This window comes from Rhodophyticola sp. CCM32, from assembly GCF_004751985.1.
Classification (GTDB): Bacteria; Pseudomonadota; Alphaproteobacteria; order Rhodobacterales; family Rhodobacteraceae; genus Rhodophyticola.
The window spans coordinates 3651274-3676494 of record NZ_CP038492.1; the positions used below are offsets into that span (position 1 = coordinate 3651274).

The window sequence follows — 25221 nt, forward strand, 5'->3', positions numbered from 1 at the left end:
GGTTCAACAGATTGAGGGTGGAAAGGTCAAGCGCTTTTCCCTTTCGGGCGTTGACCGCCTCGCTGCCTGTGCCCTGCGATGTAAGGCCGTTGTCGGAACCCGGCGGGTGCAGCCAGGACAAGACCGGCATTTGCCGGGCACCGGGTCACGTGATCATGGACTGGCGGTGGATCAGCCCGCCTGCCGTCCGATCCGGGCCGGGCTGGCCAGTTTGTCCGTATGCGCCCGTGCCCAGGCGATCGTGTCTTCAAAGGGCATCGGCCGGGCCAGGCCGAACCCCTGCACATGGCCGCAGCCAAGCTGCGCCAGCATGCTGTGTTCGCCCGTGGTTTCCACCCCTTCGGCCAATGTGTCGACGCCCAGATGGTCCGCCAGCGACAGGATGGCGGAAACCATGGATTGCTGTTTGGCATCCTTGTCGAGCCGGGTGATGAATGACCGGTCGATCTTGATCCGGTTCACATGGAACCGCCGGATATTGGCGATCGAGGCCTGCCCGGTGCCGAAATCATCCAGATCAAGGTTGAACCCATGGCTTCCCAGCATTTCGATATTGCGGATGATGATGTCATCTTCGGATTGGGCGGCCACGGTTTCAAGGATTTCAATCGTCAGGCGGCTGGCGCGCAGGTCAAACCGGTCCACATCCCATTTGATCCGGTCCGCCAGTTGCGGGTCGCGCAGCTCTTCAGCCGAGAAATTCACCGCGACGGAGGGGATTTTCAAACCGGCCTGATCCCAGCTTTTCAGCGCAGACAGGGCATTATACAGCATCACCTCGCCCAGTTTCGCCATATGTCCCGCATCGGCAATCGCACCCAGAAACTCCACCGGGGGCAAGACGCCTTCGTCAGGGTGGTGCCAGCGGGCCAGCGCCTCGAACCCGCTTATCACGCCTGTATCGGTGGACACCTGCGGCTGATACCAGGCCTTGATCTCACCGCCTGCCAACGCGGTCTCCACCTTGTCGACCAGATCAACCCGTTTGCGGCGTTTCATGTTGAACTTTTTTGAAAAGGCGCGAATGGCCGAAGGGCCATGACGCCGGGCCTCGGTCAGGGCCGTATCGGCCGCCTCAAGCACGGATCGGCCGGTGCGCGCCGGCGCCATGTCCAGCGTGCAATAGCCGAAAGAGGCGGTGACATGGACGGTTGTGCCCGCTACGGCAACCGGCTCCCCAAAGGCGGCCTGAATCCTGTCGATCAGCCCAAGGATAACATCCAGATTGGTGCTGGACATCGGGCGCAGCACAATGCCGAACCCCGCATCGCCGATCCGGGCGATCAGATCATCATTGCGCAGGGTGCCGCGCAACCGGTCAGCGGATTTGTTGAGGATCGTATCAACCGCTTCACTGCCCCAAAGCTCGGTCACGCTGTCCAGCGCGTCGATATGGAGAAAAATCGCCACGGTCGATTTCGCCGGGGCCAGTCCGGCCACGCGGTCGGCCATGGCGGTCAGGGCGGGGCGTGTGGGCAGTTGGGCCAGCGCGTCCTCATCCCCTTTGTCCATGTCATCGGGCCGGGGCTGGGCCATTTTCACAAATGCCTGAAGCGCCAGAAGACCGGGCAGCAGGAAAGCCGTGACAAGCAGTATGTCCAGATGTCCAAGCCAGACGGCAACAAGGACAAGACCGGGATAAAGCGCCAGAACTTCGATCCGGGACATCCCGGCGCGCAGCCGGTCCATCCGCGCAGAGAAGCGCAATTTTCCAAATCTCACCATGATCGCCTCTTTGCAACGCCACCCGTCAGGAAACCGGGTCAGGGCCTTGGCTAGGGCAAACTGGCTGATAGGGCCTTAATGCCCCGGGCGCTTATTCCGGCGAATTTTCATCAATTCCCGCCGATCTTGTCAGCCCGGCAAAGTCGAACAGCGCCGGGTCCAGCAGATGCGAGGGGCGCGCCGACATCAGGGCCGACAGCATCTTTTGCCGCCGTCCGGGGCCTTGGCCTCCCACCCGTCCAGCATCTGTTTGATCGCCTGGCGTTGCAGCCCGTCCTGGCTGCCGCACAGATCGCAGGGGATGATCGGATAGCCCATCGTCCGGGCAAAGCGGTCGCAATCGGCCTCGGCCACATGGGCCAGCGGACGATAGACAAACAGGTCCCCCTCGTCATTCAGCAGTTTCGGCGGCATGGTGGCCAGTTTTCCGCCATGGAACAGGTTGAGGAAAAACGTCTCAAGAATGTCGTCACGATGATGGCCCAGCACAACGGCCGAGCATCCCTCCTCACGCGCGATCCGGTAGAGATTGCCGCGCCGCAGCCGGGAACACAGCGCACAATAGGTGCGCCCCCGGGGCACCTTGTCCATCACGATGGAATAAGTGTCGGCATATTCGATCCGATGGGGCACGCCCATCTTTTCAAGGAAATCCGGCAGAACGGTCGCGGGAAAACCCGGCTGTCCCTGATCAAGATTGCAGGCCAGAAGCTCAACCGGCAGCACCCCGCGCCACTGTAATTCCACAAGCGTCGCCAGAAGGGTATAGCTGTCCTTGCCGCCGGACATGCAGACCAGCCAGCGGCTGCCCCGTTCGATCATGCCATAACGGTCAATCGCGTCCCGGGTCTCGCGGATCAGCCGTTTGCGCAGTTTCTTGAATTCGGCGGTCTTCGGGGCGCCGTGAAACAGCGGGTGAATGTCGTCACTTTCGTCCAGCATGGCGGGCCTTTTGCGGGTTTGCCCCGGCATAGGGCCGCAGGCCGGGTCAGGTCAAGTGGGCTGCGATGACCCGGCCCGATTTGGGTATTTTGCAAATTTGCGATAAAATAGATTTTATTACAGCATGCTGCCTAAAACCTGAGACATCGCTTATCGCAAATGTCCCGGGGCCGCGAAGCGTGGCAGGGTATTTGTAATTCAAGTTTAAGGCAGGATGCTTTAAACGTAATTATTTCGGGGGAATATCCATGGACTATATCATTTCAACCCGCAGTGTGAATTCGGGTAAATTCACCAATAATCCCGGCGTGACCCGATATCTGAAAATTATCCCGGGTGCGGCTGGCCAGAAAGTGGCGCATTTTCTGACCGCCGATGCCTGGGCTGCCGAGGTGCTGGCGCAGGCCAACGGGCAGGGGGTTCTGATCCATGTGCACGGGTTCAATATCCAGCAGCGTGAGTTGATGGCGCGCCATGACCTTGTGCGCGACGGGCTGAAAGCACAGGGGTTCGGCGGGGCTGTGGTCAGTTTCGACTGGCCGACCAATGGCGTTTTTCTCGAATATGCCAAGGATCGTGCCGATGCCCATACGATCGCACCGCAACTGGTGCTGGATGTGATCGGTGTGCTGCGCAAGGCCAAAGCCGATGTGAAGATCGACATTTTCGCCCATTCCATGGGCAATCTGGTGACCCGCCATGCCTTCACGCGGCTGGTGGAATTGGGCAAGGCCACGGCGCTGGATTTCTCGGTGGGCGAGGTGTTGATGGTCGCGGCTGATATCGCGGGCAAGTCGATGAATGCGGGGGCAAAGAAATCCAAAGCGCTTTATGATTTTTCGGGCCGGATCACCAATTACTACAGCCGGGCGGATGAAATTCTCAGCCTGTCGCAGATTTATCGTCTGGGTCAGGCCTCGCGCCTTGGGTTTTCAGGCCTTCCCGACAGGGCTCCGGCGGATTGTGCGAATGTCACGGTGCAGAATTATTACATCCAGCATAAGAATGAATGGCCGCAAAGCACGTCGATCTCTCATAATTGGGAGTTTCTGGACGCCACCTTTTATCGGGATGCGGCCCTGACGCTTGCAGGAACGCCCGCCAATGCCATGCCCACCCGGGGTGTGACCGATCTGGGCAATCAGGCATTGATCGGGTAACGCGAACCGCTTCAGCTCCGCCCGGCCGCTGTTTCGGGCTCGGGCTGTGTTGCCTCTGCCTCGGCGGCCGGGTCGGCATCCACCACATCCCCATCGCCGCGACTGTCTTCCAGCGCGCCGACGATCAGTGGCAGCATCCGGTCGGGGCCGGTCAGGGCGGCCTCGCTTTGCGGGGCTTCCTGCCAGCTCAACGTGTCGAACCGGTCGCAATTGGCGCAGATCGGGTGCCATTCCCCATGCACATGGCCGCAGGCCGAGCATATCCATTGCGGCCCGCGAGACGCGGTGACCGCCTTGGCCAGCCAGGCCCGCACCAGTTGATCCTCTCCACCCTCGCCCCGTTCGATCGCGGCCATGATGGTCAGCGAGCGGGCAGTCGGGCGGGTTTCGGCCAGATCGCCAAGGGCGGCGCGTGCGGCCAGGAAATCCTCCGCCGCGATCTGCAATTCGGCTTTCAGCAGCCGGGTTTCTTCTGCATCCGCATGGCGGTTGGTCAGGGTTGCAAACCGGCGAATACGCTCCTGCGGGGTTTCGTCTGGCGCAATCGCGGCAAAGGCCGCGGCCAGATCGGGATGCGGGCCGGTATCCCAGGCTTTGACGATGATCCGGGCAGCGATTTTCGGTTTGCCCTCATCAATCTCCAGACGCGCGGCCATGACAGCGGCGGGCACCAGACCGGGAGACATGCGGTTGGCGGCTGTTGCATCGCGCTGCGCCTCGGCGATCTGGCCATCGGCCAGGGCTTCGCGCGCATGGGCCAGCGCCAGCACCGCATCGCGCCGTTTATGGACATCGCGCGGCAGATGGCCGGCTTTCAGCTTGGCTGCCAGCGTTGTCCGTGCGCCCTGCCAGTCTTCATGCCGGGCCTGCAGATGCAGCAGCGTATCCTGCACCTCTTCATGCTGTGGCCTCAGCGTCAGGGCCTTTTCGGCCAGTTTCAGCGCGGTGTCCGTGTCGCCGGCCTCAAGCTTTTGTTTCATCAGCCCGCGCACGCCCACAAACCGGGTGCGGTCATCCTGCACCAGCGCTTTCAGCGTGTCGGTGGCCAGCGCGTCATCGCCAACCATCTCGGCCCCCTGGGCCACGATCAGATTGGTGATCTCGGGCCGTTGCAGATAGGTTTCGGCCCGCTGCGCCTTGCGGATCGCCAACCGCCCCTCGCCTGCGGCCAGCGCCAGCATGCCGTCGGCCAGCGCCTGATAGCCCTTTTGCGTGCCGCGCCGGTTGAAATAGCGCGAGATCGCGGTTTCATCGCCATTGAGAAACCGCAGCGTGGCGACCAGAAGACCGGCCAGCCGCAACACCACCCAGACCACCACCAGCACCACCAGTGCTGCAAGCACCGCCGTCAGCGGGGTCAGCGCAAATTCGCGGCCCGCCACGGTGATCAGCACCATATCGCCAAGTTCCAGCAAATAGCCGACGCCCAAAGCCAGGGCGGCCACGATGACAACAAAGACAAGGATCCTGAGAAGGGACCAAAGCATCTTGCAGCTCCTTAATTCGCGGCATCCAGCGCGGTGGCAAGCCCTTCAAGCGCCTGTGTCGCGTCCAGCCGGGTCTGGGTGTCGGTGATCCAGATCGCCATCTGGTCGCGGGCCGCTTCGGGCAGGTTTTGCAGCTCATCCAGCGCGGTGGTCAGATCGCCGGTGGCCAGCGCCGCCTCGGCCCGCGACAGGACTGCATCCGGGTCATCGCCTTCGCGGGGTTCCAGGGAGCGCCCGCCGATCTGCCCGCGCAGAAACGCACCCACCCGGTTGGTGGTGCCGTCACCGGCGGTTTCACGCAGGGCGACGGGCAGGGCGGCCCGGGCCACGGCGGGGAAATCCGCCTGCAATTCTTCCAGCGTGGGCGCGCCGGTTTCGGCGATGGCGCTCAACCGGTCGGGCACCTCCAGCGCCGTCGCACCGGCCAGATCGGCCAGCGGTTGCGCAAACGGATTGCCTGCGGCCAGGGCGATCCGCAACTGGCTCAACGCGGATTGTGCCATGGCGCTGTCGGCGCGGGCCTCCGCACGCGCCTCGGCGGCGGCAATGCGGGCCTCGGCCTCGGCAGCGGCGGCGGTGATCTGATCGGCCATGGCGGTGTTGGCGGCCCTGAGATCGGCCATCGCGGCGGCGATGGCCTGATCATCAAGATTGCCCTCTCCGGTCAGAACCGGGCGGGCCTCCAGCGTGGTGATCCGCGCGGACATATCGTCGATCCGGGCCGTGATCCCGTCCAGTTGCCCCTGCAGGGGCGACAGGTCGATCTCGGGGGTCTCGGGCAGGGCGGCAAGCCGCGCCTCGATCCCGTCTGCACGATCATTCAGCGCCGAGAGATCGGTGGATTGAGCCTCCAGAGCAGCGCCCAGATCCTCGATGAGCATGCTGCGATCAGGGGTCGGAAGATAGCCCATATAGGCCGCGCCATAGCCAAGCGCCACCGCAACGATACCGCCCAGAACCAGTGGGAAAAACCCGGGCCCGCGCCGTTCAATCACGGTCTGCGCCGGGGTGGCATTGGCCATCAGCGTGGCCATGGGGCTCGGCCCCGTATCCGCCTCGGCGTCGGCCTCATCCATGCTATCGGGCTCCGCCTCTGCCGTTTCCAGCACCAGCGGTTCGGCGCGCGCCTCCGTCGGTCCGTCCGCCCCGGTTTCTGCTGTGGTCTCTTCGGGGGCGATGGTTTCCTCTGCGGTCGCGTCCTGCGCTTTATCCGCGCCTGAGTGGTCTGAGGTCTGTCTTGCCACCACGCCATCCCTTCAATTGTCAGCGATTGCACTGCCTGCCTGGCCCCAATGGGCCGCGAGTCAGTTTAAAGCAGCGTTGCATGCCTCTCAAGGCGCGGCTAGGGGGAAAAATGGCCCTCAATCGTCGCAGTCAGCGCTGCTGCATCCGGTGTCTCAGAGACAGGGGCAAGCGCCTGCAAATCCATAGGCAGGGCCGCGCGCACAGGCTGGCTGAGACAGGGCAGAACCAGCCGGGCCGTGCGGGTCTGGCCCATGGCTTTCACAAACAGATCCGCGCTTCTGGGGGAGAATAAGGGCGCGATGACCGGGCGCCCCCGGCTGAGCGTCCCGTCAAATGCGGCGGGGCGCGCGCAGGCCCGCTGTTCATAGGTCGCAACCCCTCGGGCCTCCAGACCGGCAGCGGAAAGCAGCCCCGCCACATCGCCCCGCGTGTGGCGCCCATGTATATGCAACACCCGGCCCCCGGTATGGGCTGCCTGCACCAGCGCCACAAGCTCTGCCGCCGTGCCCCCGGCGGACCGGGCCTGCAAGCCTGCGGCCTGTGCCACCTCTGCGGTGTGGTCACCGACACAGAATACCGGCAGATCGCGCCGGTCTGACATATCGGCAAATCGCCTGACCCCGTTTTCCGATGTGAAAATCAGCGCGCCCACCCCATCAAGGCTGAGCCGTGGCTCTAGCGGGGCAATCTCCTGCAAGGGGGCGATCACCACCTCTATCCTGCCGGTGAACCGGGCCGCAAACCGGCTGGATTGCGGGGCAGGGCGGGTCAGCAACAACAAAGGCGCGGCATTGTCAGGCATGGGCCCGAGTGTTACCTGCGATCCGAACCCCAGGCAACGAACCCGATCATGACCGCGCCCCTGACCCTTCTTGGTATCGAAAGCAGCTGCGATGATACGGCGGCGGCGGTTCTGCGCGACGATGGGGGGCCGCAGATCCTGTCCTCCATCGTTTCCGGCCAGACCGATCTGCACGCCGCCTTTGGCGGGGTCGTGCCCGAGATTGCCGCCCGCGCCCATGCGGAACGTCTTGATCTGGTGGTGGCGCAGGCGCTGGAACAGGCGGAAACCGCGCTGGATAAAATTGACGCGATTGCGGTGACCGCCGGGCCCGGGCTGATCGGCGGTGTGCTGTCCGGTGTCATGGCCGCCAAGGGGCTGGCCTTTGCCCTGAACAAACCGCTGATCGGGGTGAACCATCTGGCCGGTCACGCCCTGACCCCGCGCCTGACCGATGCTCTCGCCTATCCCTATCTGATGCTGCTGGTCTCTGGCGGCCATTGCCAGTTTCTGCGCGTGGACGGGCATGACGCATTCACCCGCCTTGGCGGCACCATTGACGACGCCCCGGGGGAGGCCTTCGACAAGGTGGCGCGTATCCTTGGCCTGCCGCAACCCGGCGGCCCCGCAGTCGAGGCTGAGGCCGCGCGCGGCGACCCCACCCGCTTTGCCCTGCCGCGCCCATTATTGGACCGGCCCGGCGCGGACCTGTCATTCTCAGGGCTGAAAACCGCCGTCCTGCGCAGCCGTGATGCGGTGGTGGCGGAAAAATCCGGCCTGACAGATCAGGATCGCGCCGATCTTTGCGCCGGGTTTCAGGCGGCTGTGCGCGATGTGCTGGCCGAAAAATCCCGCCGCGCCCTGACCGGCCAAGGCGATCTGACCGGGTTTGCCGTTGCCGGTGGTGTTGCCGCGAACCAGACCCTTCGGGACGCTTTGAAACAGGTCGCGGCGGATGCGGGCCTGCCCTTCATCGCGCCGCCGATGGCGCTTTGCACCGACAACGCGGCGATGATCGCCTATGCGGGGCTGGAGGCATTCCGGGATGGGCATAGGGATGGTATGGATCTGGCCGCGCGCCCCCGCTGGCCGCTGGATCGCACCAGCCCGGCGCTGATCGGCTCTGGTAAAAAAGGTGCCAAGGCATGAGCGTCATAGCTGCCATCGACATTGCAGGCGCGGGCGCCTTCGGCACGGCGCTGGCGATCACACTGGCCAATGCGGGCCATCCGGTGACGCTTTGGGCGCGCCAGGGCGCCGAAAAGATGCAGGCGCAGCGCCAGAATACCCGCCGCCTGCCCGGTCATGATCTGCCGCCGGGTATCCGCGTCACCGGCGATCTGGCAAGCCTGACGTCCGATATCCTGATCCTGGCGATCCCGACCCAGAAGCTTGACGGGTTTCTGGCCGGTGCGCGCCTGTCTGCCGGTCATGTGATCTCCACCGCCAAGGGCATTCACCGGGCCACCGGGCTTGGCCCCACCGGGTTGATCGCCCGCGCCTTGCCCAAAGCCATCCCCGCCCAGTTGACCGGTCCCAGCTTTGCCGCGGATCTGGCCCATGGCCTGCCCACGGCGCTGACGCTGGCCTGTGCCGACGCATCGGTGGCCAGCCATCTGCAACAGGCCGTTTCAACCCCCGCGCTGCGCCTTTACACCACAAGCGATGTGATCGGGGCCGAGCTTGGCGGTGCCCTGAAAAACGTGATTGCCATTGCTGCGGGCGCAGTGATCGGTGCCGGGCTTGGCGAAAGCGCCCGGGCCGCGCTGATGGCCCGTGGATTTGCCGAAATGCGCCGGGTCGCCCGGGCCGCAGGCGCGCGTGATGACACGCTTTCGGGCCTGTCGGGCTTTGGCGATCTGGTGCTCACCTGCACCTCTGACAAATCCCGCAATTTCCGCTTCGGGGCCGGTCTGGCCCGGGGGGAGGCCTTTGATCCGGAGATCACGGTGGAGGGTCTGGCCACCGCGCAGGAGCTTGCCGCCCGCCCGGAACCCGACACCCCCATCGCCGATGCGGTCACGGCCCTGGCCGAGGGACGGCTTGACTTTGCCGCCACGCTGGAGACCCTGTTGTCGCGCCCCCTGAAACCGGAGTGACCCCGATGCGTTATTGGCTTTTCAAATCCGAAACCTCCACCTGGTCCTGGGACCAACAGGCCGCCAAAGGCGCCGAAGGGGAGGAATGGGATGGCGTGCGCAATTATCAGGCCCGCAATTTCATGCGCGAGATGGCCGTGGGCGACCGGGGGTTTTTCTACCATTCCCAGAAGGACAAGGAAATTGTGGGCATTGTTGAGGTGATTGCCGAGGCTCACCCGGACAGCACCATCGATGACGCGCGATGGGAATGTGTGGATATCAAAGCGGTGGAGGCGCTGGCCAGCCCGGTGACACTGGAACAGATCAAGGCTGATGAGCGTCTGGCCGACATGGTGCTGGTCAGGAATTCCCGCCTGTCTGTGCAGCCTGTCCGGGCAGAGGAATGGCGGCTGATTTGCCAGATGGGCGGGGTCGCAGGCTGAAAGCTCTGCGCGGCTTGCAATCTGTTGAAACGGGATATCCAGACCCGATCAGAAAAAGGCGGAGAGCCCCGATACCGCACGCCGGGGCCCTCCAACACCCACGCGGGTCTCTCGCTCCGCTGGTGTTCTGTGGCATTTCGCGGCTTGTCCGAAACAGGGCCTGTTGAAAGACGCGGTCAAACCGAAGCCGAAAGGCTGCAGTTATTGATGCGATGCAAACGCAAAATGCTGTATAATGAAGACCCGCCATCCTGGTCGGGCGCCAATTCAGGATATGGCAGTGCCGGGTCGGGTGCAAAGAAATAACCGGGAAGATTTATCTAAATCTGCCCCTAAAGTGCCGACCCAAAACTCTGCATCACATATACATTGCGCAGAGGGCAGTGCCCGAACCGAGGGGAGGGCGAGAAGCGCCCGCCCCGTGGGGGCGGTTCGGGCGCTGCCCGGCGCTGCCGCCGGGCGGAAAGGTGATGTGGTGTGTTTCAGAATTTCAGGTCGAGACCATAGCTGTTGATGATAGAGCCATTTATTTGTTGCGAATCATGAATCTATAATCGTATTAAATTTTCATAAATTTCACGATCAACGAAAATACTATAGCGAAATCGTTTTATTCTGCACCACCGATTATCAAAATTCACGTTCGAGATCAGCAGTTTGCTGATCGAGAGGCAGCGAATTTTGATTCAGATTAAACGATTTCTGCTTTAACGCATAGATATTCTATTTGAGGATGTAAATGAAACTCCGTGCCTTTGCTGATACTGTTATATCTTTAATGGGGTGTGTTCCAGCTACTCCCATTGTTTCAGAATATAATGGAGCGAGTGTAACAATTGTGACTTCCCAATGGGCAAACGCTGATGAGGCGGGTATTGCATCGCAGGCCGAGGCAACCAGAATTTGTCGGGCCGGAGGTGACTCGCGCGCTGAATATGCGTCGACACGAGCTAATGCAAATACCTACGAGAATTATGATCTCTATCTTTGCCTGTGAAGTAGAAAAGTTTAAAATTTCCTATAGTGGTTTGCGTTTATGCAAGGCAGATCTATCGAAACCCGCTTTAGGGATTCCGGGCTCCATTTGGGAAATTTCACGGCCCTTCCATCCCAAAAGGGCCCGCAGATACTGCAGGCCCTTCAAAACTGAAATATCAAACAGGTTCAGCCGTAAACGCTTTCTTTGCCGAAATGTTTGGTCAGCATGTAATAGACCACCGCGCGGTATTTGTTCCGCTCGGATTGCCCATAGGTTGCAATCACGCTGTTGATCGCCTCCATCAGCTGCGGGCCATCGGCCAGACCCAGCTTCTTGATGAGAAAATTGTTCTTCACGGTTTCCAGCTCACCGGGCTGCGTCGCTGCGACGGTTGAGGCATCGGCGTCGTAAATCGCCGGTCCGCATCCGATGGTGACCTTGGTCAGCAACGCCATATCCGGTGTCATACCGCATTTGTTTTTCAGATCATCCGCATAGACGGCGATCAAATCGTCTCTCTTTCCCATCATTTTCTCCCAGTCAGTTTGGTCTTGGGGTAGCCCCAATGTGCAGGGGAGATTGGCGTGAACCGCGTCAAAAAGAAAGGGGAAATACGGGCCGGTCTGCTCAATCCCGCGCTGGCGGAGGTGTAATGAGCGGCCCCGTATCAGCACCCTCTCGCCCATTTATGTTTATGCGTCGCATATGCAAGGACATACGGCTTTCATGCAAAGTGCCGGTTATCGTGGCCGGATTGTGATTGAAGCCTGAAATTGCAGGGCAATCTCTGCTTCCGATCACCGGCAGGTGCCCCAGCCGGTGGATTGTAAATGAAAATGATCCGCATGCAGCCTGTTGAATTCCGGCCCCAGTACGGTGCTGAACCAGCGGCAGGCGCCATCCCGCGCAGCCCGGTAAAACTCTGCCTCCGGTGTGGAGCCACCCCAGTTGCCCAGCAGGTCCACGCGCTGCCCATCGGCCAGCACAACGCCACGAATATCAATCGCCTCAGCGGTGGCATGGCTGCTCATCCGGGTCCCTGCGCCGCCTGTCATGCGAATGGGGCGGCAGTTATAGCTTGATTGATGGTGAAGCGCCGCAATGCCCTGCCCGAATGCGGTTTCCGCCGCCGGTTGCAGAACGTGATGTTCCCACATGGTCAGCCGCAGGGCGATGGCGCAGGTGGTTTCCACCGGGACCAGATCGGCCCGGCCTGCCCGGTCAAGCCGCAGGCGCGGGTCGATGAAACAGGTCGCGCTTTCCCGCAAAGGCGCCATGCGGGTCAGACGGGCCTGCCCGTCCAGCGCCGCGAAACAAGCCTCGGTCGAGCGCAGCGCCGCGCGCAGTTTGAGACCGGTCAGCGGTGTCACCGGGGCCGCCACATCCAGCGGTGTCAGAGGGTTCCAATGATCAGGCAGCGGGTGGCTGAGCAGCCACCAGCCGCCCCAGAGGACCAGCCCCGCCCAGACAAGCGCCGTCCCCCCCCGCCAGAGCCGTGCCACCGGCCGTTTCAGAGCACGATCTCGATCAGATGCGGCCCGGGCGTGGCCAGCGCCTCCTGCATGGCCTCGACAAAAGCGTCCGTGGTCGTCGCCCGGCGGCCCGGCACCCCATGCCCCTCTGCCAGGGCGACCCAATCCAGCAGCGGATCATCCACATCCAGCATGCGGATGGCGTTGCGGCCAACACTCTCGACGCCCACATTGGTCAACTCGCCGCGCAGAATCTGATAGCCCCGGTTGGCAAAGATCAGCACCGTCACATCCAGCCGTTCGCGGGCCATCGTCCACAGCGATTGCAGCGTGTACATGGCCGATCCGTCACCGCTCATCGCGATCACCGGCCGGTCGGGGCAGGCCACGGCCGCCCCGGTGGCAACCGGCAGGCATTGCCCGATGGCCCCGCCGGTGGTGACCAGCAGATCATGGGCGCGGGCGGTTTCGGTCGCGGTCAGGATCGGGGCGGCGCTGGTCACGGCCTCATTCACCACAATCGCCTGTTCCGGCAGAAGGGCGGTAATGGCATCCGCGATCTTGTCGAGATCCATCGCACCCGTTGGCAGATCGGGCAGGTCCAGAGCGGCGGCGTCAAAGGGGGCGTCCTGCGCCAGGCCCAGATGATCCGCCAATGCCTCCAATACCCATCCCACATCCATCCCCGGCAGGCAAAGATCATGGATCGCGCAGCCCGGCGGTGTCGGCACGCTTGGCTTGCCGGGATAGGCGAAGAAATTGACCGGTGGATGCGCCCCGCACAGCACCACCGCCTCCAGCGTCGCATGGGCGGCCAGATTCTGTTCCACCACATAGGGTTGCAGCGCCACCTGCGCCCGGTCCGCGCCCCGGCTTAAACGCGGCACCTGCAAGGGGGACATCAGCTGCGCGCCCGTGGCTGCCGCGATCTGCCCCGCCCGGGTCAGAAGCGGTTCACAAAGCGCCGGCCCGCTGATCAGAAGGGCGGCGTTCCCGCCTGTCAGAACCGCCGCCGCGCTTGCAATCTGATCGGGTGAGGGGTGATGCAGCGCCGGTGGATCCGCCGCCACGACCGGCCCTTCGGCCTCCCCCCAGGCGGTATCGGCAGGCAGGATCAGCGTGGCAATCTGCCCGCCCCGGCTGCGCGCCGCGGTGATCGCGGCGGCCCCGTCCCGCGCCACATCGCCTGCGCTTTGGGCCGACCGTGCCCATTGGGAAATCGCGGCGCTGATCCCCGCAGTATCGCCTTTCAGCGGGCTTTCATGGCGCATGTGATGGGTCGCATGATCCCCCATCACATTGACAATGCCGCTGCCGGCCTTCCGCGCATTGTGCAGATTGGCATAGGCATTGCCGAAGCCCGGGGCCAGATGCAGCATCGTTGCCGCCACCCGGCCGGTCATCCGGTAATACCCGTCCGCCGCGCCCGAGGCCCCGCCCTCGAACAGGCAGAGCACACAGCGCATATCGGGATGTTGATCCAGCGCCGCAACGAAATGCATCTCTGACGTACCGGGATTGGCGAAACAGACCTCCACCCCGCTTTGCAGGAAGGTGGTGACAAGGCTTTCGGCACCGTTCATTCGCGGGCTCCTGTTTTCGGGATGGTCTGGCCGCCACCCGATCACGGGGCGCATGGACTGCCAAGGGGATTCTGCACATCGCTTAAGCTTGGTTTAACCAATTTCTGCCATAGGGGAGGGCGGTATACCATGCGGACCGGGCCTCGGGCCTGCCCGCGATGACAGGACACCGGTTTCGAGGGCCTTTCCGAAGACAGCCCCGAACGGGCCAAGGACGGGCCGCACAGACCGCGCGCGTTCCCCCCCCCGGCCCGGCGCAAACCGGGTGCCGGGTGGATCAGAAACCGCTTCCGTCTCTGAAGCGGCGCCGCTTCTTTCTGTCCTGCCGGATGGCACATGCCGGGCTTTGCACCGGGATGTTTCCGAGAATGTCTTGTATCCGACCCGCGCAGATTTCGCCTTTGCGGTGTCGTAAAGCTATGCGCCTTGGAGCGAAATCGTTTTAATCTGTACCATCGCTCATCGAAATTCGCGTTCGAGATCAGCAGCTTGCTGATCGAGAGGCAGAGAATTTTGATTCAGATTAAACGATTTCTGCTTTAGAGAAATTTGCGCTTGATCGCTATCCCGTCCCGAAGCACCTGAAACATTCCCCTCGGAATAGTTATTATAAAACAATATCTTGCAAGATTTCAGGTGAAACACCAGACTGTGGAAAACGCCCGTTTTCCACATGGAATTCTCGCGAATTCCGGCGATCATCGGGTGCGGCACAAAAGCGGGGGTGGCGAGGCACAGCATGTTCCTTTGCCGTGGCGTGATGAGTTTGCGCAAAATGCCTTAACTGCCGGGCAGAGATACATCACCTCCCGCCTCCCAGACCGCGAAAAGCCGATGCAGCCGGTCCTCGGACAGGCTGCCCGGCTGTGTGTTCCGCGCGGCCATCTCCGCCCCAAGATCGCACAGAAAACTGTTCACGGGGGCGGGGATACCCTGCTGCCGGGCGATCAGAACCACCTCACCATTCAGGTAATCCGTCTCCACCGCGCCGGTGCCGCGCAACAGGCTTTGCGTCGTCGATCCGCCAAGCCGGTCGGTTCCCGAAATCTTGCCGGTCTGCATCAGCGCGGCGCGGCGGGGGTTTTGCATGCCAACATCGTCCCAGCCCAGACCGGCGGCCTTGAAGGCGGCGATGGCCTCGGCTTTGGCGCGCGCCATGAATGCGCCTTTATCCACGCCCTGGCCAAGACCGGCTTCCAGTACATTCCCGATATTCATCAACAGCTTGCCGCGTTTGCTTGCCATCACGTCCGAATGTACGAACCCGGCCATTTCCGCGCTGTCGAACAGGGCTGCCAGCGTCGCATCCGCCGCATCCGAACCCTGCGGATAACGCCCGATATCGAAGAGCCCGAGCTTTGGCGTGCCATGGCCGGTCACTTCGCCCGGTTCTGTAAACCCGGCGGGCATCATCACCGTGACCCCATGCACATTGGGGAACAGCCGCAGGGCCATCCGTTCATTCGCGATACCGTTCTGCAGGCAGAAGATCGCCTGATCGCGCCCCCCGGCCGCGCGCAACCGGGTCAGCGCCGGACCGGTATCCTGGGTTTTCATCGTCAGCAGTATCACGTCATCGGCGCGGAATGTGATTTGCGCCGGGTCCTCCACACAGGGCAGGGTCACATTGACCTCTCCACCCGGGTGGCGCATCCGCAGCGGCCCGGCGCAAAGCGCCTCTAACTGGCGCCCGCGGGCAATCCCGATAACCGGGTGCCCGGCATGGGCCAGCGCGGCGCCAATGACACCGCCAACCGCCCCGACGCCGTAGATCACCACGCGCATCGGCCGTTCCTCAATACCGGTAATGTTCCGGCTTGAACGGCCCTGACTGCGCAACACCGATATAATCGGCCTGTTCCTTTGCCAGTTCGGTCAGCTTCACCCCGATCTTCTTCAGATGCAGCCGCGCGACTTTCTCATCCAGCAGTTTCGGCAGAATATACACCTGGTTCTGATAGGCATCGCCTTTGGTGAACAACTCGATCTGCGCCAGCACCTGATTGGTGAAACTGGCGGACATCACGAAACTGGGGTGCCCCGTGGCATTGCCAAGGTTCAGCAAACGCCCCTCGCTGAGCAGGATCAGACGGCTGCCCGAAGGCATCTCGATCATGTCCACCTGCTCTTTGATATTGGTCCATTTGTGGTTCTTCAGCGCGGCCACCTGAATTTCATTGTCGAAATGGCCGATATTGCCGACGATCGCCATATCCTTCATCTCACGCATATGCTCGATGCGGATGACATCCTTGTTGCCGGTGGTGGTGATGAAGATATCGGCATGCGCCACTTCATCCTCCAGCAGAACCACCTCAAACCCGTCCATCGCCGCCTGAAGCGCACAGATCGGGTCGGCCTCGGTCACTTTCACCCGTGCGCCCGCCCCGCGCAGCGACGCGGCAGAGCCTTTGCCCACATCGCCATAGCCGCAGACAACGGCCACCTTGCCGGCCATCATCGTGTCGGTTGCGCGGCGGATGCCATCGACCAGCGATTCCTTGCAGCCGTATTTGTTGTCGAATTTCGACTTGGTGACGGAATCGTTCACATTGATCGCGGGGAAGGGCAATTGCCCGTCACGCTGCAATTCATAAAGACGATGCACCCCGGTCGTGGTTTCCTCGGACACGCCCTGGATCAGATCGCGCTGTTTGGTGAACCAGCCGGGGGAGGCCGCCATGCGTTTTTTGATCTGCGCGAAAATCGCCTCTTCCTCCTCGGATTTCGGGATCGCGATCAGGTCGGTCTCCCCGGCCTCGACCCGCGCCCCCAGAAGGACATAAAGCGTCGCATCGCCGCCATCGTCGAGGATCATGTTCGCGCCGCCCTCAAACAGGAATATCTGGTCCTGATAGTCCCAGTGTTCCTCAAGCGTCTGTCCCTTGACCGCATAAACCGGAATGCCCGCAGCCGCGATGGCGGCCGCCGCATGATCCTGGGTCGAAAAGATGTTGCAAGAGGCCCAGCGGACATCCGCGCCAAGCTCCACAAGGGTTTCGATCAACACCGCCGTCTGGATTGTCATGTGCAGTGAACCGGCAATCCGCGCGCCTTTCAGGGGTTTGCTGTCGCCATATTCCTCGCGCAGCGCCATCAGGCCCGGCATCTCGGTTTCTGCGATATCCAGTTCCTTGCGGCCGAATGCGGCGAGATTGATATCCTTCACGATATAGTCGGTCACGGGGCCTCTCCTTTGGGCGGCATCTCGGGGTTTTCCGTCCCATAACAGCGCGCCCCGTTGGCGGCAATGGCGGGGCAGGGCCGGAATGCGGAACCCTGACGGAATGTAAAAGGGCCGCGTCACAGATTGCGCGGCCCCTTCCGGTATTCTGTCAGTATGTGAAAGGCTTATTTGCCTTTTTCCGCACCCTTGCCGCCACCGGGCATTTTTTCGGTCCCGTGGGGTGTGGTTCCGGGGCCTTTGCCGCCGCCCTTTTCATCTTTTGACATAATCATCCTCCCTTAAATTGCGAATAGTGGAGAAAGCTTAAGCGCAAACCTGCGCCTGCACCTAGAAAATTCTGTGGCCTATCCCCTCACGGTTGTTCTTTGCACCGCTGCCGCCTATGCCTTTTCGGGCCCAGAGATTGCCGGACAGGACCAGATGCCGAAACAGCCCCCCGCGCCTGGCAGCGCATGTTGTCGGGTCGCAGATTAGACCTGCTGGACCCCACGCCGGTGGATATCGAGATCGAGGATATCGCCCACGGGCTGGCCTTTGTGGCGCGCTGGAACGGGCAGACCCGGGGCGATTACCCCTATTCGGTGGCAGAACATTCGCTGCTTGTGGAAGAGATTTTTGGCCGCGCGATGCCCGATGCGCCGGTCAAATGGCGGCTGGCGGCGCTTTTGCACGATGCCCCGGAATATGTGATCGGCGATATGATTTCCCCGGTCAAGGCGGCGGTCGGCCCCGGCTACGGGGCACTGGATGACCGGCTGACTGCGGCTATTCATCTGCGCTTCGGTCTGCCCGCGATGCTGCCCAAAACCATCAAGGCCCGGATCAAACGGGCCGACAAGCTGTCGGCCTGGTTGGAGGCGACACAACTGGCAGGTTTCACCGAGGCCGAGGCCAACCGGTTTTTCGGGCGCCCTGTGGCGGCCCTCACCCGTGGGTTGACCCTGCGCCTGCGCCCGCCCGCCGAGGTGCGGGCGGATTTCACCGGACGCCATGCAGAATTGCTGGGGATGTTATGACCCGGAACCTTCACATTCGCCCGGCCCACGGGCTTGACACAAATGGCATGGCAGAACTGCTTTGCCAGATCATCAGAATTGGCGGCACCACCGCGATGACCCGGCCGGTTACGGCTGTGGATATTGCCGGTTGGATGGCCCGCGCGCCGGGCAAAAGCGCCTGGCATGTGGCCGAGGATGCAACCGGGCAGATCCTTGGGTTTCAATGGATCGAACCCGCCGAGTATCTGCCCCCCGAGGCGGCAGAGATCGCCACATTCGTGGCGCCCGGGCGGCATGGTCTGGGGATCGGATCAAACCTGTTCCGCGCCACGCAGGCAGCAGCGCGGGATTTGGGATATGCCTGGATCAACGCCAATATCCGTGCCGATAACAGCAGCGGGCTGACCTATTATCAAAGCCGTGGGTTTGAGGATTACGGGGTTAAACCCGGGTTCCGGCTGGAAAATGGCCAGACCGTGGACAAGGTTCTGAAGCGCTACGCCCTGGATTGAGCGGGCCGGGAGGCGCCGCAACCATGTTTCGTATTCTCAAAAAACGGCCGAAGGACAGGGGCGTTTGGGGCGCCACTCTCCCCCGGCCAGAGTAAGGGCGGCCATAACGGCCCGCCACAGGGATCAGTTGTTGCCGGTGTAAGATGGGATCACAAAATACCGGTGTCGCGCAGCCAGCGGCGCATGCTGCGCTGGTCACGTTGCTTTTGGGGCAGGCGCGACCTGGGGGGGTCTTCCATCTGGCGCCAGTAATCCGGCGCATCCCATTTTCTCTGCCGTAAGGCGGTTTTCATACTGTCAGCGTAAAGGCGAAGCATGGCTTGTTCCTTTCCATGTGATCTGTTCCCACAATAGCCGGGCTTGACCTGGTTCGGCGAGTCAGCAATAGCTTGCACATGTAAGCTGAGGTTACAGGTATGGATTGGCGTGATATCCCCTCCCTCTCGGCGCTGCGCGCGTTCGAGGCCGCCGCCCGGCTGGAGAATTACTCCGCCGCCGCCCGCACGCTGAACGTCACCCATGCGGCCATCGCGCAGCATGTGCGTGCATTGGAAAGCCATTTCGGCCAGTCCCTGATCGAACGGGAAGGCAAGCGCATGGTGCCCACATCTGTGGGGCGGCGGCTGGCCAATGATCTGGCCAACGGGTTTGCCGAGATCGCGGCGGGCGTTCGCACCCTGATGGACGCCGCCGAAGAGGGGCCGATTTCGCTCACCACCACCCAGACATTTGCCGAAAACTGGCTGATGCCGCGCCTGTCTGGTTTCTGGTCCGCGCATCCCGATATCCCGCTGACGATCACGCCCGATAACCGGGTGCGCGATCTGCGGCGCGAGGGCCACCATCTGGCGATCCGCTATGGGCGCGGAACCTGGCCGGGGCTGGAGGCGCGGTTTCTGACCTCGGCCAACAAGGCCGTGGTTGCGCATCCCTCTGTGGTCGCGCAACTGCCTGACAGCTATGACCCGGCGGCGCCGGACGCGGTACAGATGCTGGCCAGACTGCCCTGGGTCATCGACACCAGCTTTGGCGAGTTCTTTTCCTGGTTCCGGGCCCAGGGGCTGGAGGAAAAGGCCCTCTCGACAACCAAGCTGATGTCAAACTCGCTGGTTCTGGCCGCCTGTCGCGCCGGCGCCGGGGTCAGCATGCAGCCCTACGCGGTGGTCGAACGGGATATCGAAGAGGGTCGGCTGGTGTTGTTGCGGCAGCAATGCGATGCGGAACTGGGCTATTACATCCTGCGCCAGCCGGGCCCTGTGCCCGCCCGGGTGAAGGTGTTTGAAGACTGGCTGGTCGCCTGCGCGGCGGAATGTTAGAGGCGGCTGTCTGACCCTGCAAAGCGGGTTTGCGGAGTTTTCAGCGAAGACATGGGAAGCAGGCCTTTATGACTTAAGGCTCTCATTTGGGGCGCGACTTTGGCATCTTCCCGCCCGGCGGCACCGCCGGGCAGCGCCCGTACCGCCCCCACGGGGCGGGTGCTTCGCTTCCTGCCCCTCGGTTCGGGCGCGGCCCTCTGCTCTATATGCGCAACCGGACGCTATTATGTCTCGCCGTATTGGTGTGATCACGGCTCAGGAGAGGTCCGGGTCCAAGGCGCTCTTCCTCACCGAAAGAAACAGGTCGTGCCGCTCCAGATCAGGTCAATGGCGCTGCCGTCTTCGCCCAGAAGGCCATATTCGCCGCCTTTCCGGAATTCGCTCCCAAGCGAGGTTTCCGTGGTCTGCACGGCCCCCAATGCGTCGCGCGGCTGACCCACAGACAGGCCCTGTGCGGTGCGGAGCCCCGGCTGGTTCAGCACCCAGCCCCGGAAATCGCCATCGGTGAAGTTGAGTGTCAGGCCATTCGACCAGCGCGCGGCGGTCACCGGGCCTGCGCCGCATTCATCCTGCCGGGTGATCTCCACCGGGCCTGCGCCAAGCAGGCGCGACACGGTTTCGATCACGCCCTCCCGGGCGCGGCCAAAGCTGATCTCAAGCGGGCTGCCCGCCGGTTGCAACCCGATGGCCGAAGGGCTGAGCGGGGCGGGCAGGGCCATGGGGGTGTCGCTATTGCCGGGCACACAGGCCGCCAGCGCCAGAGCCGCGACGGCCAGCGCGCCATATCTCACCGGGGGACCGTTTGGCCAGGATACGTTGCAGGGTCCGGCGGTGCATGTTCAGCCGCCGCGCGGTTTCCGAGACATTGCGGTCACACAGCTCATAGACCCTTTGAATATGTTCCCACCGGACCCGGTCGGCGGACATGGGGTTTTCCGGCGGCGGCGGCATTTCTTCCTCGGCCGCCAGAAGGGCCGCGGTGATGTCATTGGCATCGGCGGGTTTCGACAGGTAATCGGTGGCGCCGATCTTCACGGCGGCCACAGCCGTGGCAATCGCGCCATAGCCCGTCAGCACCACAATCCGGCAATCCGGGCGCTTTTCCCGCAGAATCTCAACCACATCGAGGCCATTGCCATCTTCCAGCCGCAGGTCGATGACCGCATAGGCGGGGGGCCGCGCCGTGGCAATCGCGCCGCCCGCCGCGACAGAGCCCGCCGCCTCGACCTCGAAGCCGCGTTTTTCCATGGCGCGCTGCAACCGGCGCAGAAACGGCTCGTCATCATCCACGAGAAGCAGGGACTTGTCAGGCCCGATCTCCCGTAGCCTGCGTTCCTGAGACATGCGGCATCCTCCGATAGTTGCGCAATTTAACCCTCATACGCGCAATTATTGCGAGAGGTCAATTTGTGCTTACGACCCGGCCTCAACAAAGCAGCTGACCCGCTCGGCCAGTTGCGCAGGCGAGAGTTCACGCCGGAAGAATTCCACAAACCCATCCTCTGGCATCACCAGATAGGTGAAGGTGGAATGATCCACCAGATAGAATTCATCTGATGTGTCATGGGCCTGGTAATAGGTGCGATAGGCCTGGGAGGCTGCGGCGGTCTGTTCCGGCGTGCCGGTCAGGCCAATCATGTCGGGGTGCACATTGCCGACAAAGGCCCCCACCACGTCCGGCGTGTCACGGCCCGGATCAATGGAGATGAAGGCCGATGTCACCGGCATCCCCTGGTCGGCCAGAATATCTACGGCATCCGCATTGCGCACGGTGTCAAGCGGGCAGACATCGGGGCAGAATGTATAGCCGAAATACAGCAGCGTCGGCCGGGTGATCACATCCGCATCGGTGACGGTTTCGCCTGCTGCATTGACCAGTTCGAACGGGCCGCCGATGCTGTCCGCCCCGCCGGCGATCTGCGTTGCCCGGCAATGGCCATACAGATCGGCATTCGCGTTGTTCTGACCCCGGTTCAGATAGATCACCAGCGCAATCCCGGCCAGCATGGCGGCGATCAGAGTGACGGCACTGATGGCATAAATACGGGTCATCCTGTCCTCCTGGATATATGCGGTCCGTTGATCAACCAAGCCTGACCGACTATCAATTCACGATCGCGCGCCTGTGACAGAAAGCCTCGTTCGCCATGGCCTCTATTCCCGATCCGTCCCTGACCCTCGTTTCCGGCGATGCGCGCAGCGAATGGGTGCGGCTGCGCACGCTTCTGGTGCTGCGCTGGCTGGCGATCCTGGGGCAGACGACCACGGTGGTGATTGTCAGCCTCTATCTGGGTCTGAGGGTTGAACTGGGCCTGTGTTTTCTGGCCATCGGGGCCAGCGTGATTTCGAACCTGATCGCGATGACGATCTTCCCGGAAAACCAGCGGCTCAGCGACCGGGACGCGATGCTGACCCTGCTTTTCGATCTGACGCAATTGTCATTCCTGCTGTTTCTGACCGGTGGGCTGAACAACCCTTTTGCCTTGCTGATTCTGGCACCGGTCACGATTTCCGCCACCGCGCTGACCCTTCGATCCACGCTGTTTCTGGGGTTTATGGCGATCATGATGATCACACTTCTGGTGGGTGTCTATATTCCGCTCCGCTCTGCCGAAGGTGTGGTTCTGGCGCTGCCCGATCTGTTTGTTCTGGGTTTCTGGCTGGCGATTGTGATCGGGATCATTTTTCTGTCTGCCTATGCCCGCCGGGTCACCCGCGAGGCCCATTCCATGACCCAGGCGCTGCTGGCAACGCAGATGGCGCTGGCCCGGGAACAGAAACTGACCGATCTGGGCGGCGTGGTGGCGGCCGCGGCCCATGAACTGGGCACGCCTTTGGCGACGATCAAACTGGTCTCGACCGAACTGGCGGAGGAACTGGCGGACCGGCCCGAACTGCTGGAGGATGCCACGCTGATCCGCGAACAGGCCAACCGGTGCCGCGATATCCTGCGGGCCATGGGCCGGGCGGGCAAGGATGATCTGCATATGCGCAGCGCGCCTTTTGCCGCCGTCATGCGCGAGGCGGCCGAACCTCATGAAGACCGGGGCATTGATATCCGGTATGAGTTTCAGGCCGATGAGGGCGCGCCCGAAGGGCAGCCGATCATCTGGCGCAAGCCCGAGATCATCCACGGGTTGCGCAACCTGGTTCAGAACGCGGTGGATTTCGCGGAAAGCCGGGTCTGGATCGAGGGGCATTGGGGCGATGGCCGGATCGGTCTGCGGATGGTCGATGACGGCGCGGGCTTCCCCCGGATCTTCTGGGGCGTTTGGGGGATCCGTTTCTGCGCCGGCGGTCAGGCCCCAAAACCGACCAGCGGCCCGGATATGAGGGGATGGGCCTTGGCCTGTTCATTGCCAAGACGCTTCTGGAACGTTCAGGCGCCACCGTGCAGTTTCTGAACGCCTATGATCCGTTCCTGCCAGCCGAGGACAGGGGCGAAAAACGCGGTGCCGTTGTTGTGGTCAGCTGGCCGGATGACGCGATTGGCCTGCTGGCCAATGAGGCCAGCGCGCCGTTGGGCGCCAATCAACCGTTTCCCGTTTAACGCATCGTTAACCCTTCTGCCGTTTGGTTGCCGGATGGAATTTTCGGCAGGGGGGCATATGGGCGGCCCGGATATCATGACAGTTGTGCTGTTGACCGGGGTCTGCATTCTGGCGGCCTCGATCGCATTGATGCTGAACCAGATGATCTGGCGCAGACGCAATGGGTATATCGGCCAGCGTATCCTGGGCGGATTGGATGCGCCACGCATCTATGTGTTTCGGGACGGATATCTGATCTCGGACCTGGATGAGGATGAATGCTTTATCTCTGACCGGGAGGATCGCGTCGGGGCCTGGGCCGGGCTGATTGAGGGGCTCACCCCCCTGCACCGGGATATTCCACAGGCGATGCGCGCGCTTGACGCGCATGGTGACGGGTTCATGCTGATCGGTCATGTGGGCAGTGATGCCTTGTCGGTGTCAGGGCAGATCACCGGTGAGATGCTGACAATCACCGTGGCCACGGCCCAGGAAAGCAGCGCCCGCCAGACGGTCCACAAAGGCAGTCTCGACAAGATCCAGGCCGAGATGCAGGGGTTGCGCACGGCGCTGGATTTTCTGCCCGTACCGATGTGGCGTGAAGGGCCGGATGATCAGATATTCTGGGCCAACGCGGCCTATTTTCGGCTGGTCCGCAGAACTGCGGATATCGACGGGCCGCTTGTCTGGCCGATCCGCAGGCTGTTTGCCGAACAATTGGACCCGCCGCCCGAACCGGAAGCCAGCCGGCGCTGTCAGCTGGCATTCACCGATCAGATTGATCCGGGCTGGTTTGATGTCTCGATGACGCGGGAAAAGACCGGTACGCTGTTTGCAGCGCGGTCCATCAACCGGCTTGTGGCCGCCGAAACCGGGCTTCGGAATTTCGTTCAGACCCTGTCGAAAACCTTTGCCCATCTGCCGATCGGACTGGCGATTTTCGACAAGAAGCGCGAGTTGATGCTGTTCAACCCGGCCTTGCTGACCTTGTCGACACTGGACCCTGAATGGCTGTCCTCGCGGCCCTCGCTTTTCGCATTCCTTGACCAGTTGCGGGAATGTCAGCGGATGCCGGAGCCGAAGAATTACAAAGCCTGGCGCGAGAGCCTGTCAAAGCTGGAACAGGCCGCACAGGATGGCAGCTATCAGGAGCTGTGGACCCTGCCGACGGGTCAGACCTATCGCGTGATCGGGCGCCCGCACCCGGATGGGGCGGTGGCCTTCATGTTCGAGGATATCAGTTCCGAAGTGTCGCTGACCCGGCAATTCCGCGCTGATCTTGACCTCTATCAGGCGGTTCTGAATGAAACAGAGGCCGCGCTTGCGGTGTTTTCGAAAGACGGCCAGTTGATCCTCAGCAATGATGCCTATGCTGCGCTCTGGGGCAATGACCCGCGCGAGATTCTGGGCATGATGGGGCTGGTCGAGGCAACGCGGCTCTGGCAGGAGGCGGCGCAGCCCACGCCGGTCTGGGGCGATATTCGTACCTTTGCCGGTCAGGAAGCCGATCGTGTCACCTGGTCTGACGATGTGGTGCTGACCGATGGCCGGGTGGTGGAAACCCGGATATCCCCGCTCAAAGCCGGGGCGATGATGGTCAGTTTCCTGCCGGTTTCGGCCAACTCTGCCCCGATCACCGGCCCCGCCCCGATCACCGGCCCCGCCCCGGTCACCGGCCCTGCCCCGGTCAAGGACCGACCCGACCGCGCCGTCGCCGAAGACTGAACCGGAACATCCGAAAACCACCTTCCGCCGAGGTAGCGGTTGCGGGTGGCCCGGG

21 protein-coding genes and 3 pseudogenes are annotated in these 25221 nt (G+C 62.4%); 9 read left to right on the forward strand and 15 right to left on the reverse strand.

Annotated elements, in window-relative coordinates; all coding sequences use genetic code 11:
- Window positions 1-171: 171 nt before the first annotated feature.
- Both E2K80_RS17925 and ttcA read right to left on the reverse strand, forming a co-directional pair.
- A complete protein-coding gene (locus E2K80_RS17925; RefSeq protein ID WP_135376240.1) occupies window positions 172-1725 on the reverse strand; it encodes a putative bifunctional diguanylate cyclase/phosphodiesterase in 1554 nt (517 codons plus the stop codon).
- Between the two features lie 91 nt (window positions 1726-1816).
- A pseudogene (gene ttcA, locus E2K80_RS17930) lies at window positions 1817-2667 on the reverse strand (tRNA 2-thiocytidine(32) synthetase TtcA).
- A 248-nt stretch (window positions 2668-2915) separates the two neighbouring features.
- On the opposite strand from ttcA, the gene E2K80_RS17935 reads away from it, so the two are divergent.
- Window positions 2916-3827 carry an alpha/beta hydrolase gene (locus E2K80_RS17935; protein WP_135376241.1) on the forward strand — a complete coding sequence of 304 codons (912 nt, stop codon included), beginning with the start codon at window positions 2916-2918 and terminating at the stop codon, window positions 3825-3827.
- A gap of 11 nt (window positions 3828-3838) precedes the next feature.
- Here E2K80_RS17935 and E2K80_RS17940 read toward each other — a convergent pair whose 3' ends face one another.
- The 3 genes from E2K80_RS17940 to E2K80_RS17950 all read right to left on the reverse strand — a co-directional run bounded on the left by E2K80_RS17940 (window position 3839) and on the right by E2K80_RS17950 (window position 7361).
- Complete coding sequence (locus tag E2K80_RS17940; RefSeq protein WP_135376242.1) at window positions 3839-5314, reverse strand: heme biosynthesis protein HemY; 1476 nt, start codon at window positions 5312-5314, stop codon at window positions 3839-3841.
- Window positions 5315-5325: 11 nt separating this feature from the next.
- Window positions 5326-6558 (reverse strand): COG4223 family protein, encoded by a 1233-nt coding sequence (locus tag E2K80_RS17945; protein ID WP_135376243.1) that lies wholly within the window; start codon window positions 6556-6558, stop codon window positions 5326-5328.
- A gap of 98 nt (window positions 6559-6656) precedes the next feature.
- The gene (locus tag E2K80_RS17950) at window positions 6657-7361 is read right to left on the reverse strand and encodes a uroporphyrinogen-III synthase (RefSeq protein ID WP_135376244.1); all 705 of its coding nucleotides are present in this window, start codon (window positions 7359-7361) and stop codon (window positions 6657-6659) included.
- 48 nt (window positions 7362-7409) lie between these two features.
- On the opposite strand from E2K80_RS17950, the gene tsaD reads away from it, so the two are divergent.
- From tsaD to E2K80_RS17965, 3 genes are read left to right on the forward strand one after another with little or no spacing between them, the layout of a single operon-like run.
- Window positions 7410-8489 carry a tRNA (adenosine(37)-N6)-threonylcarbamoyltransferase complex transferase subunit TsaD gene (gene tsaD, locus E2K80_RS17955; RefSeq protein WP_135376245.1) on the forward strand — a complete coding sequence of 360 codons (1080 nt, stop codon included), beginning with the start codon at window positions 7410-7412 and terminating at the stop codon, window positions 8487-8489.
- Entirely contained in the window at window positions 8486-9439 is a 954-nt protein-coding gene (locus E2K80_RS17960) for an NAD(P)H-dependent glycerol-3-phosphate dehydrogenase (protein WP_135376246.1), read from the forward strand. Before tsaD ends, E2K80_RS17960 begins: the two co-directional genes overlap by 4 nt.
- A gap of 5 nt (window positions 9440-9444) precedes the next feature.
- Window positions 9445-9864: an EVE domain-containing protein gene (locus tag E2K80_RS17965; protein ID WP_135376247.1), complete on the forward strand. Its 420-nt coding sequence runs from the start codon at window positions 9445-9447 to the stop codon at window positions 9862-9864.
- 1164 nt (window positions 9865-11028) lie between these two features.
- Here the strand turns inward: E2K80_RS17965 and E2K80_RS17970 are convergent.
- The 6 genes from E2K80_RS17970 to ahcY all read right to left on the reverse strand — a co-directional run bounded on the left by E2K80_RS17970 (window position 11029) and on the right by ahcY (window position 17082).
- Window positions 11029-11370: a DUF2853 family protein gene (locus E2K80_RS17970; protein ID WP_135376248.1), complete on the reverse strand. Its 342-nt coding sequence runs from the start codon at window positions 11368-11370 to the stop codon at window positions 11029-11031.
- 270 nt (window positions 11371-11640) lie between these two features.
- Window positions 11641-12345: an extensin-like domain-containing protein gene (locus E2K80_RS17975; RefSeq protein WP_135376249.1), complete on the reverse strand. Its 705-nt coding sequence runs from the start codon at window positions 12343-12345 to the stop codon at window positions 11641-11643.
- A gap of 8 nt (window positions 12346-12353) precedes the next feature.
- The gene (locus tag E2K80_RS17980) at window positions 12354-13898 is read right to left on the reverse strand and encodes an acetolactate synthase large subunit (RefSeq protein ID WP_135376250.1); all 1545 of its coding nucleotides are present in this window, start codon (window positions 13896-13898) and stop codon (window positions 12354-12356) included.
- 459 nt (window positions 13899-14357) lie between these two features.
- The gene (locus E2K80_RS17985) at window positions 14358-14672 is read right to left on the reverse strand and encodes a hypothetical protein (RefSeq protein WP_135376251.1); all 315 of its coding nucleotides are present in this window, start codon (window positions 14670-14672) and stop codon (window positions 14358-14360) included.
- A 6-nt stretch (window positions 14673-14678) separates the two neighbouring features.
- On the reverse strand, window positions 14679-15683 hold the full coding sequence (locus tag E2K80_RS17990; protein WP_135376252.1) for a ketopantoate reductase family protein: 1005 nt from the start codon (window positions 15681-15683) through the stop codon (window positions 14679-14681).
- 10 nt (window positions 15684-15693) lie between these two features.
- Entirely contained in the window at window positions 15694-17082 is a 1389-nt protein-coding gene (gene ahcY / locus E2K80_RS17995; RefSeq protein ID WP_135376253.1) for an adenosylhomocysteinase, read from the reverse strand.
- 455 nt (window positions 17083-17537) lie between these two features.
- On the opposite strand from ahcY, the gene E2K80_RS18000 reads away from it, so the two are divergent.
- A complete protein-coding gene (locus E2K80_RS18000) occupies window positions 17538-18101 on the forward strand; it encodes an HD domain-containing protein (protein ID WP_135376254.1) in 564 nt (187 codons plus the stop codon).
- The gene (locus tag E2K80_RS18005) at window positions 18098-18595 is read left to right on the forward strand and encodes a GNAT family N-acetyltransferase (protein WP_135376255.1); all 498 of its coding nucleotides are present in this window, start codon (window positions 18098-18100) and stop codon (window positions 18593-18595) included. Before E2K80_RS18000 ends, E2K80_RS18005 begins: the two co-directional genes overlap by 4 nt.
- A 149-nt stretch (window positions 18596-18744) precedes the next feature.
- On the opposite strand, the gene E2K80_RS19225 is transcribed toward E2K80_RS18005, so the two are convergent.
- On the reverse strand, window positions 18745-18888 hold the full coding sequence (locus tag E2K80_RS19225; protein WP_168193235.1) for a hypothetical protein: 144 nt from the start codon (window positions 18886-18888) through the stop codon (window positions 18745-18747).
- Between the two features lie 123 nt (window positions 18889-19011).
- On the opposite strand from E2K80_RS19225, the gene E2K80_RS18010 reads away from it, so the two are divergent.
- Window positions 19012-19911: a LysR family transcriptional regulator gene (locus E2K80_RS18010; RefSeq protein ID WP_135376256.1), complete on the forward strand. Its 900-nt coding sequence runs from the start codon at window positions 19012-19014 to the stop codon at window positions 19909-19911.
- Window positions 19912-20198: 287 nt separating this feature from the next.
- Here E2K80_RS18010 and E2K80_RS18015 read toward each other — a convergent pair whose 3' ends face one another.
- From E2K80_RS18015 to E2K80_RS18025, 3 genes and pseudogenes are all read right to left on the reverse strand, one after another.
- On the reverse strand, window positions 20199-20702 hold the full coding sequence (locus tag E2K80_RS18015) for a hypothetical protein (protein ID WP_135376257.1): 504 nt from the start codon (window positions 20700-20702) through the stop codon (window positions 20199-20201).
- A 1-nt stretch (window position 20703) separates the two neighbouring features.
- Window positions 20704-21255 (reverse strand): annotated as a pseudogene (locus tag E2K80_RS18020) (ActR/PrrA/RegA family redox response regulator transcription factor); the annotation flags it as partial.
- A 69-nt stretch (window positions 21256-21324) separates the two neighbouring features.
- Entirely contained in the window at window positions 21325-21963 is a 639-nt protein-coding gene (locus E2K80_RS18025) for an SCO family protein (protein ID WP_135376258.1), read from the reverse strand.
- A gap of 95 nt (window positions 21964-22058) precedes the next feature.
- On the opposite strand from E2K80_RS18025, the pseudogene regB reads away from it, so the two are divergent.
- Both regB and E2K80_RS18035 read left to right on the forward strand, forming a co-directional pair.
- Window positions 22059-23461, forward strand: a pseudogene (regB, locus tag E2K80_RS18030) (sensor histidine kinase RegB).
- A 58-nt stretch (window positions 23462-23519) separates the two neighbouring features.
- A complete protein-coding gene (locus tag E2K80_RS18035; RefSeq protein WP_168193236.1) occupies window positions 23520-25166 on the forward strand; it encodes a PAS-domain containing protein in 1647 nt (548 codons plus the stop codon).
- The last annotated feature ends 55 nt before the right edge of the window (window positions 25167-25221 follow it).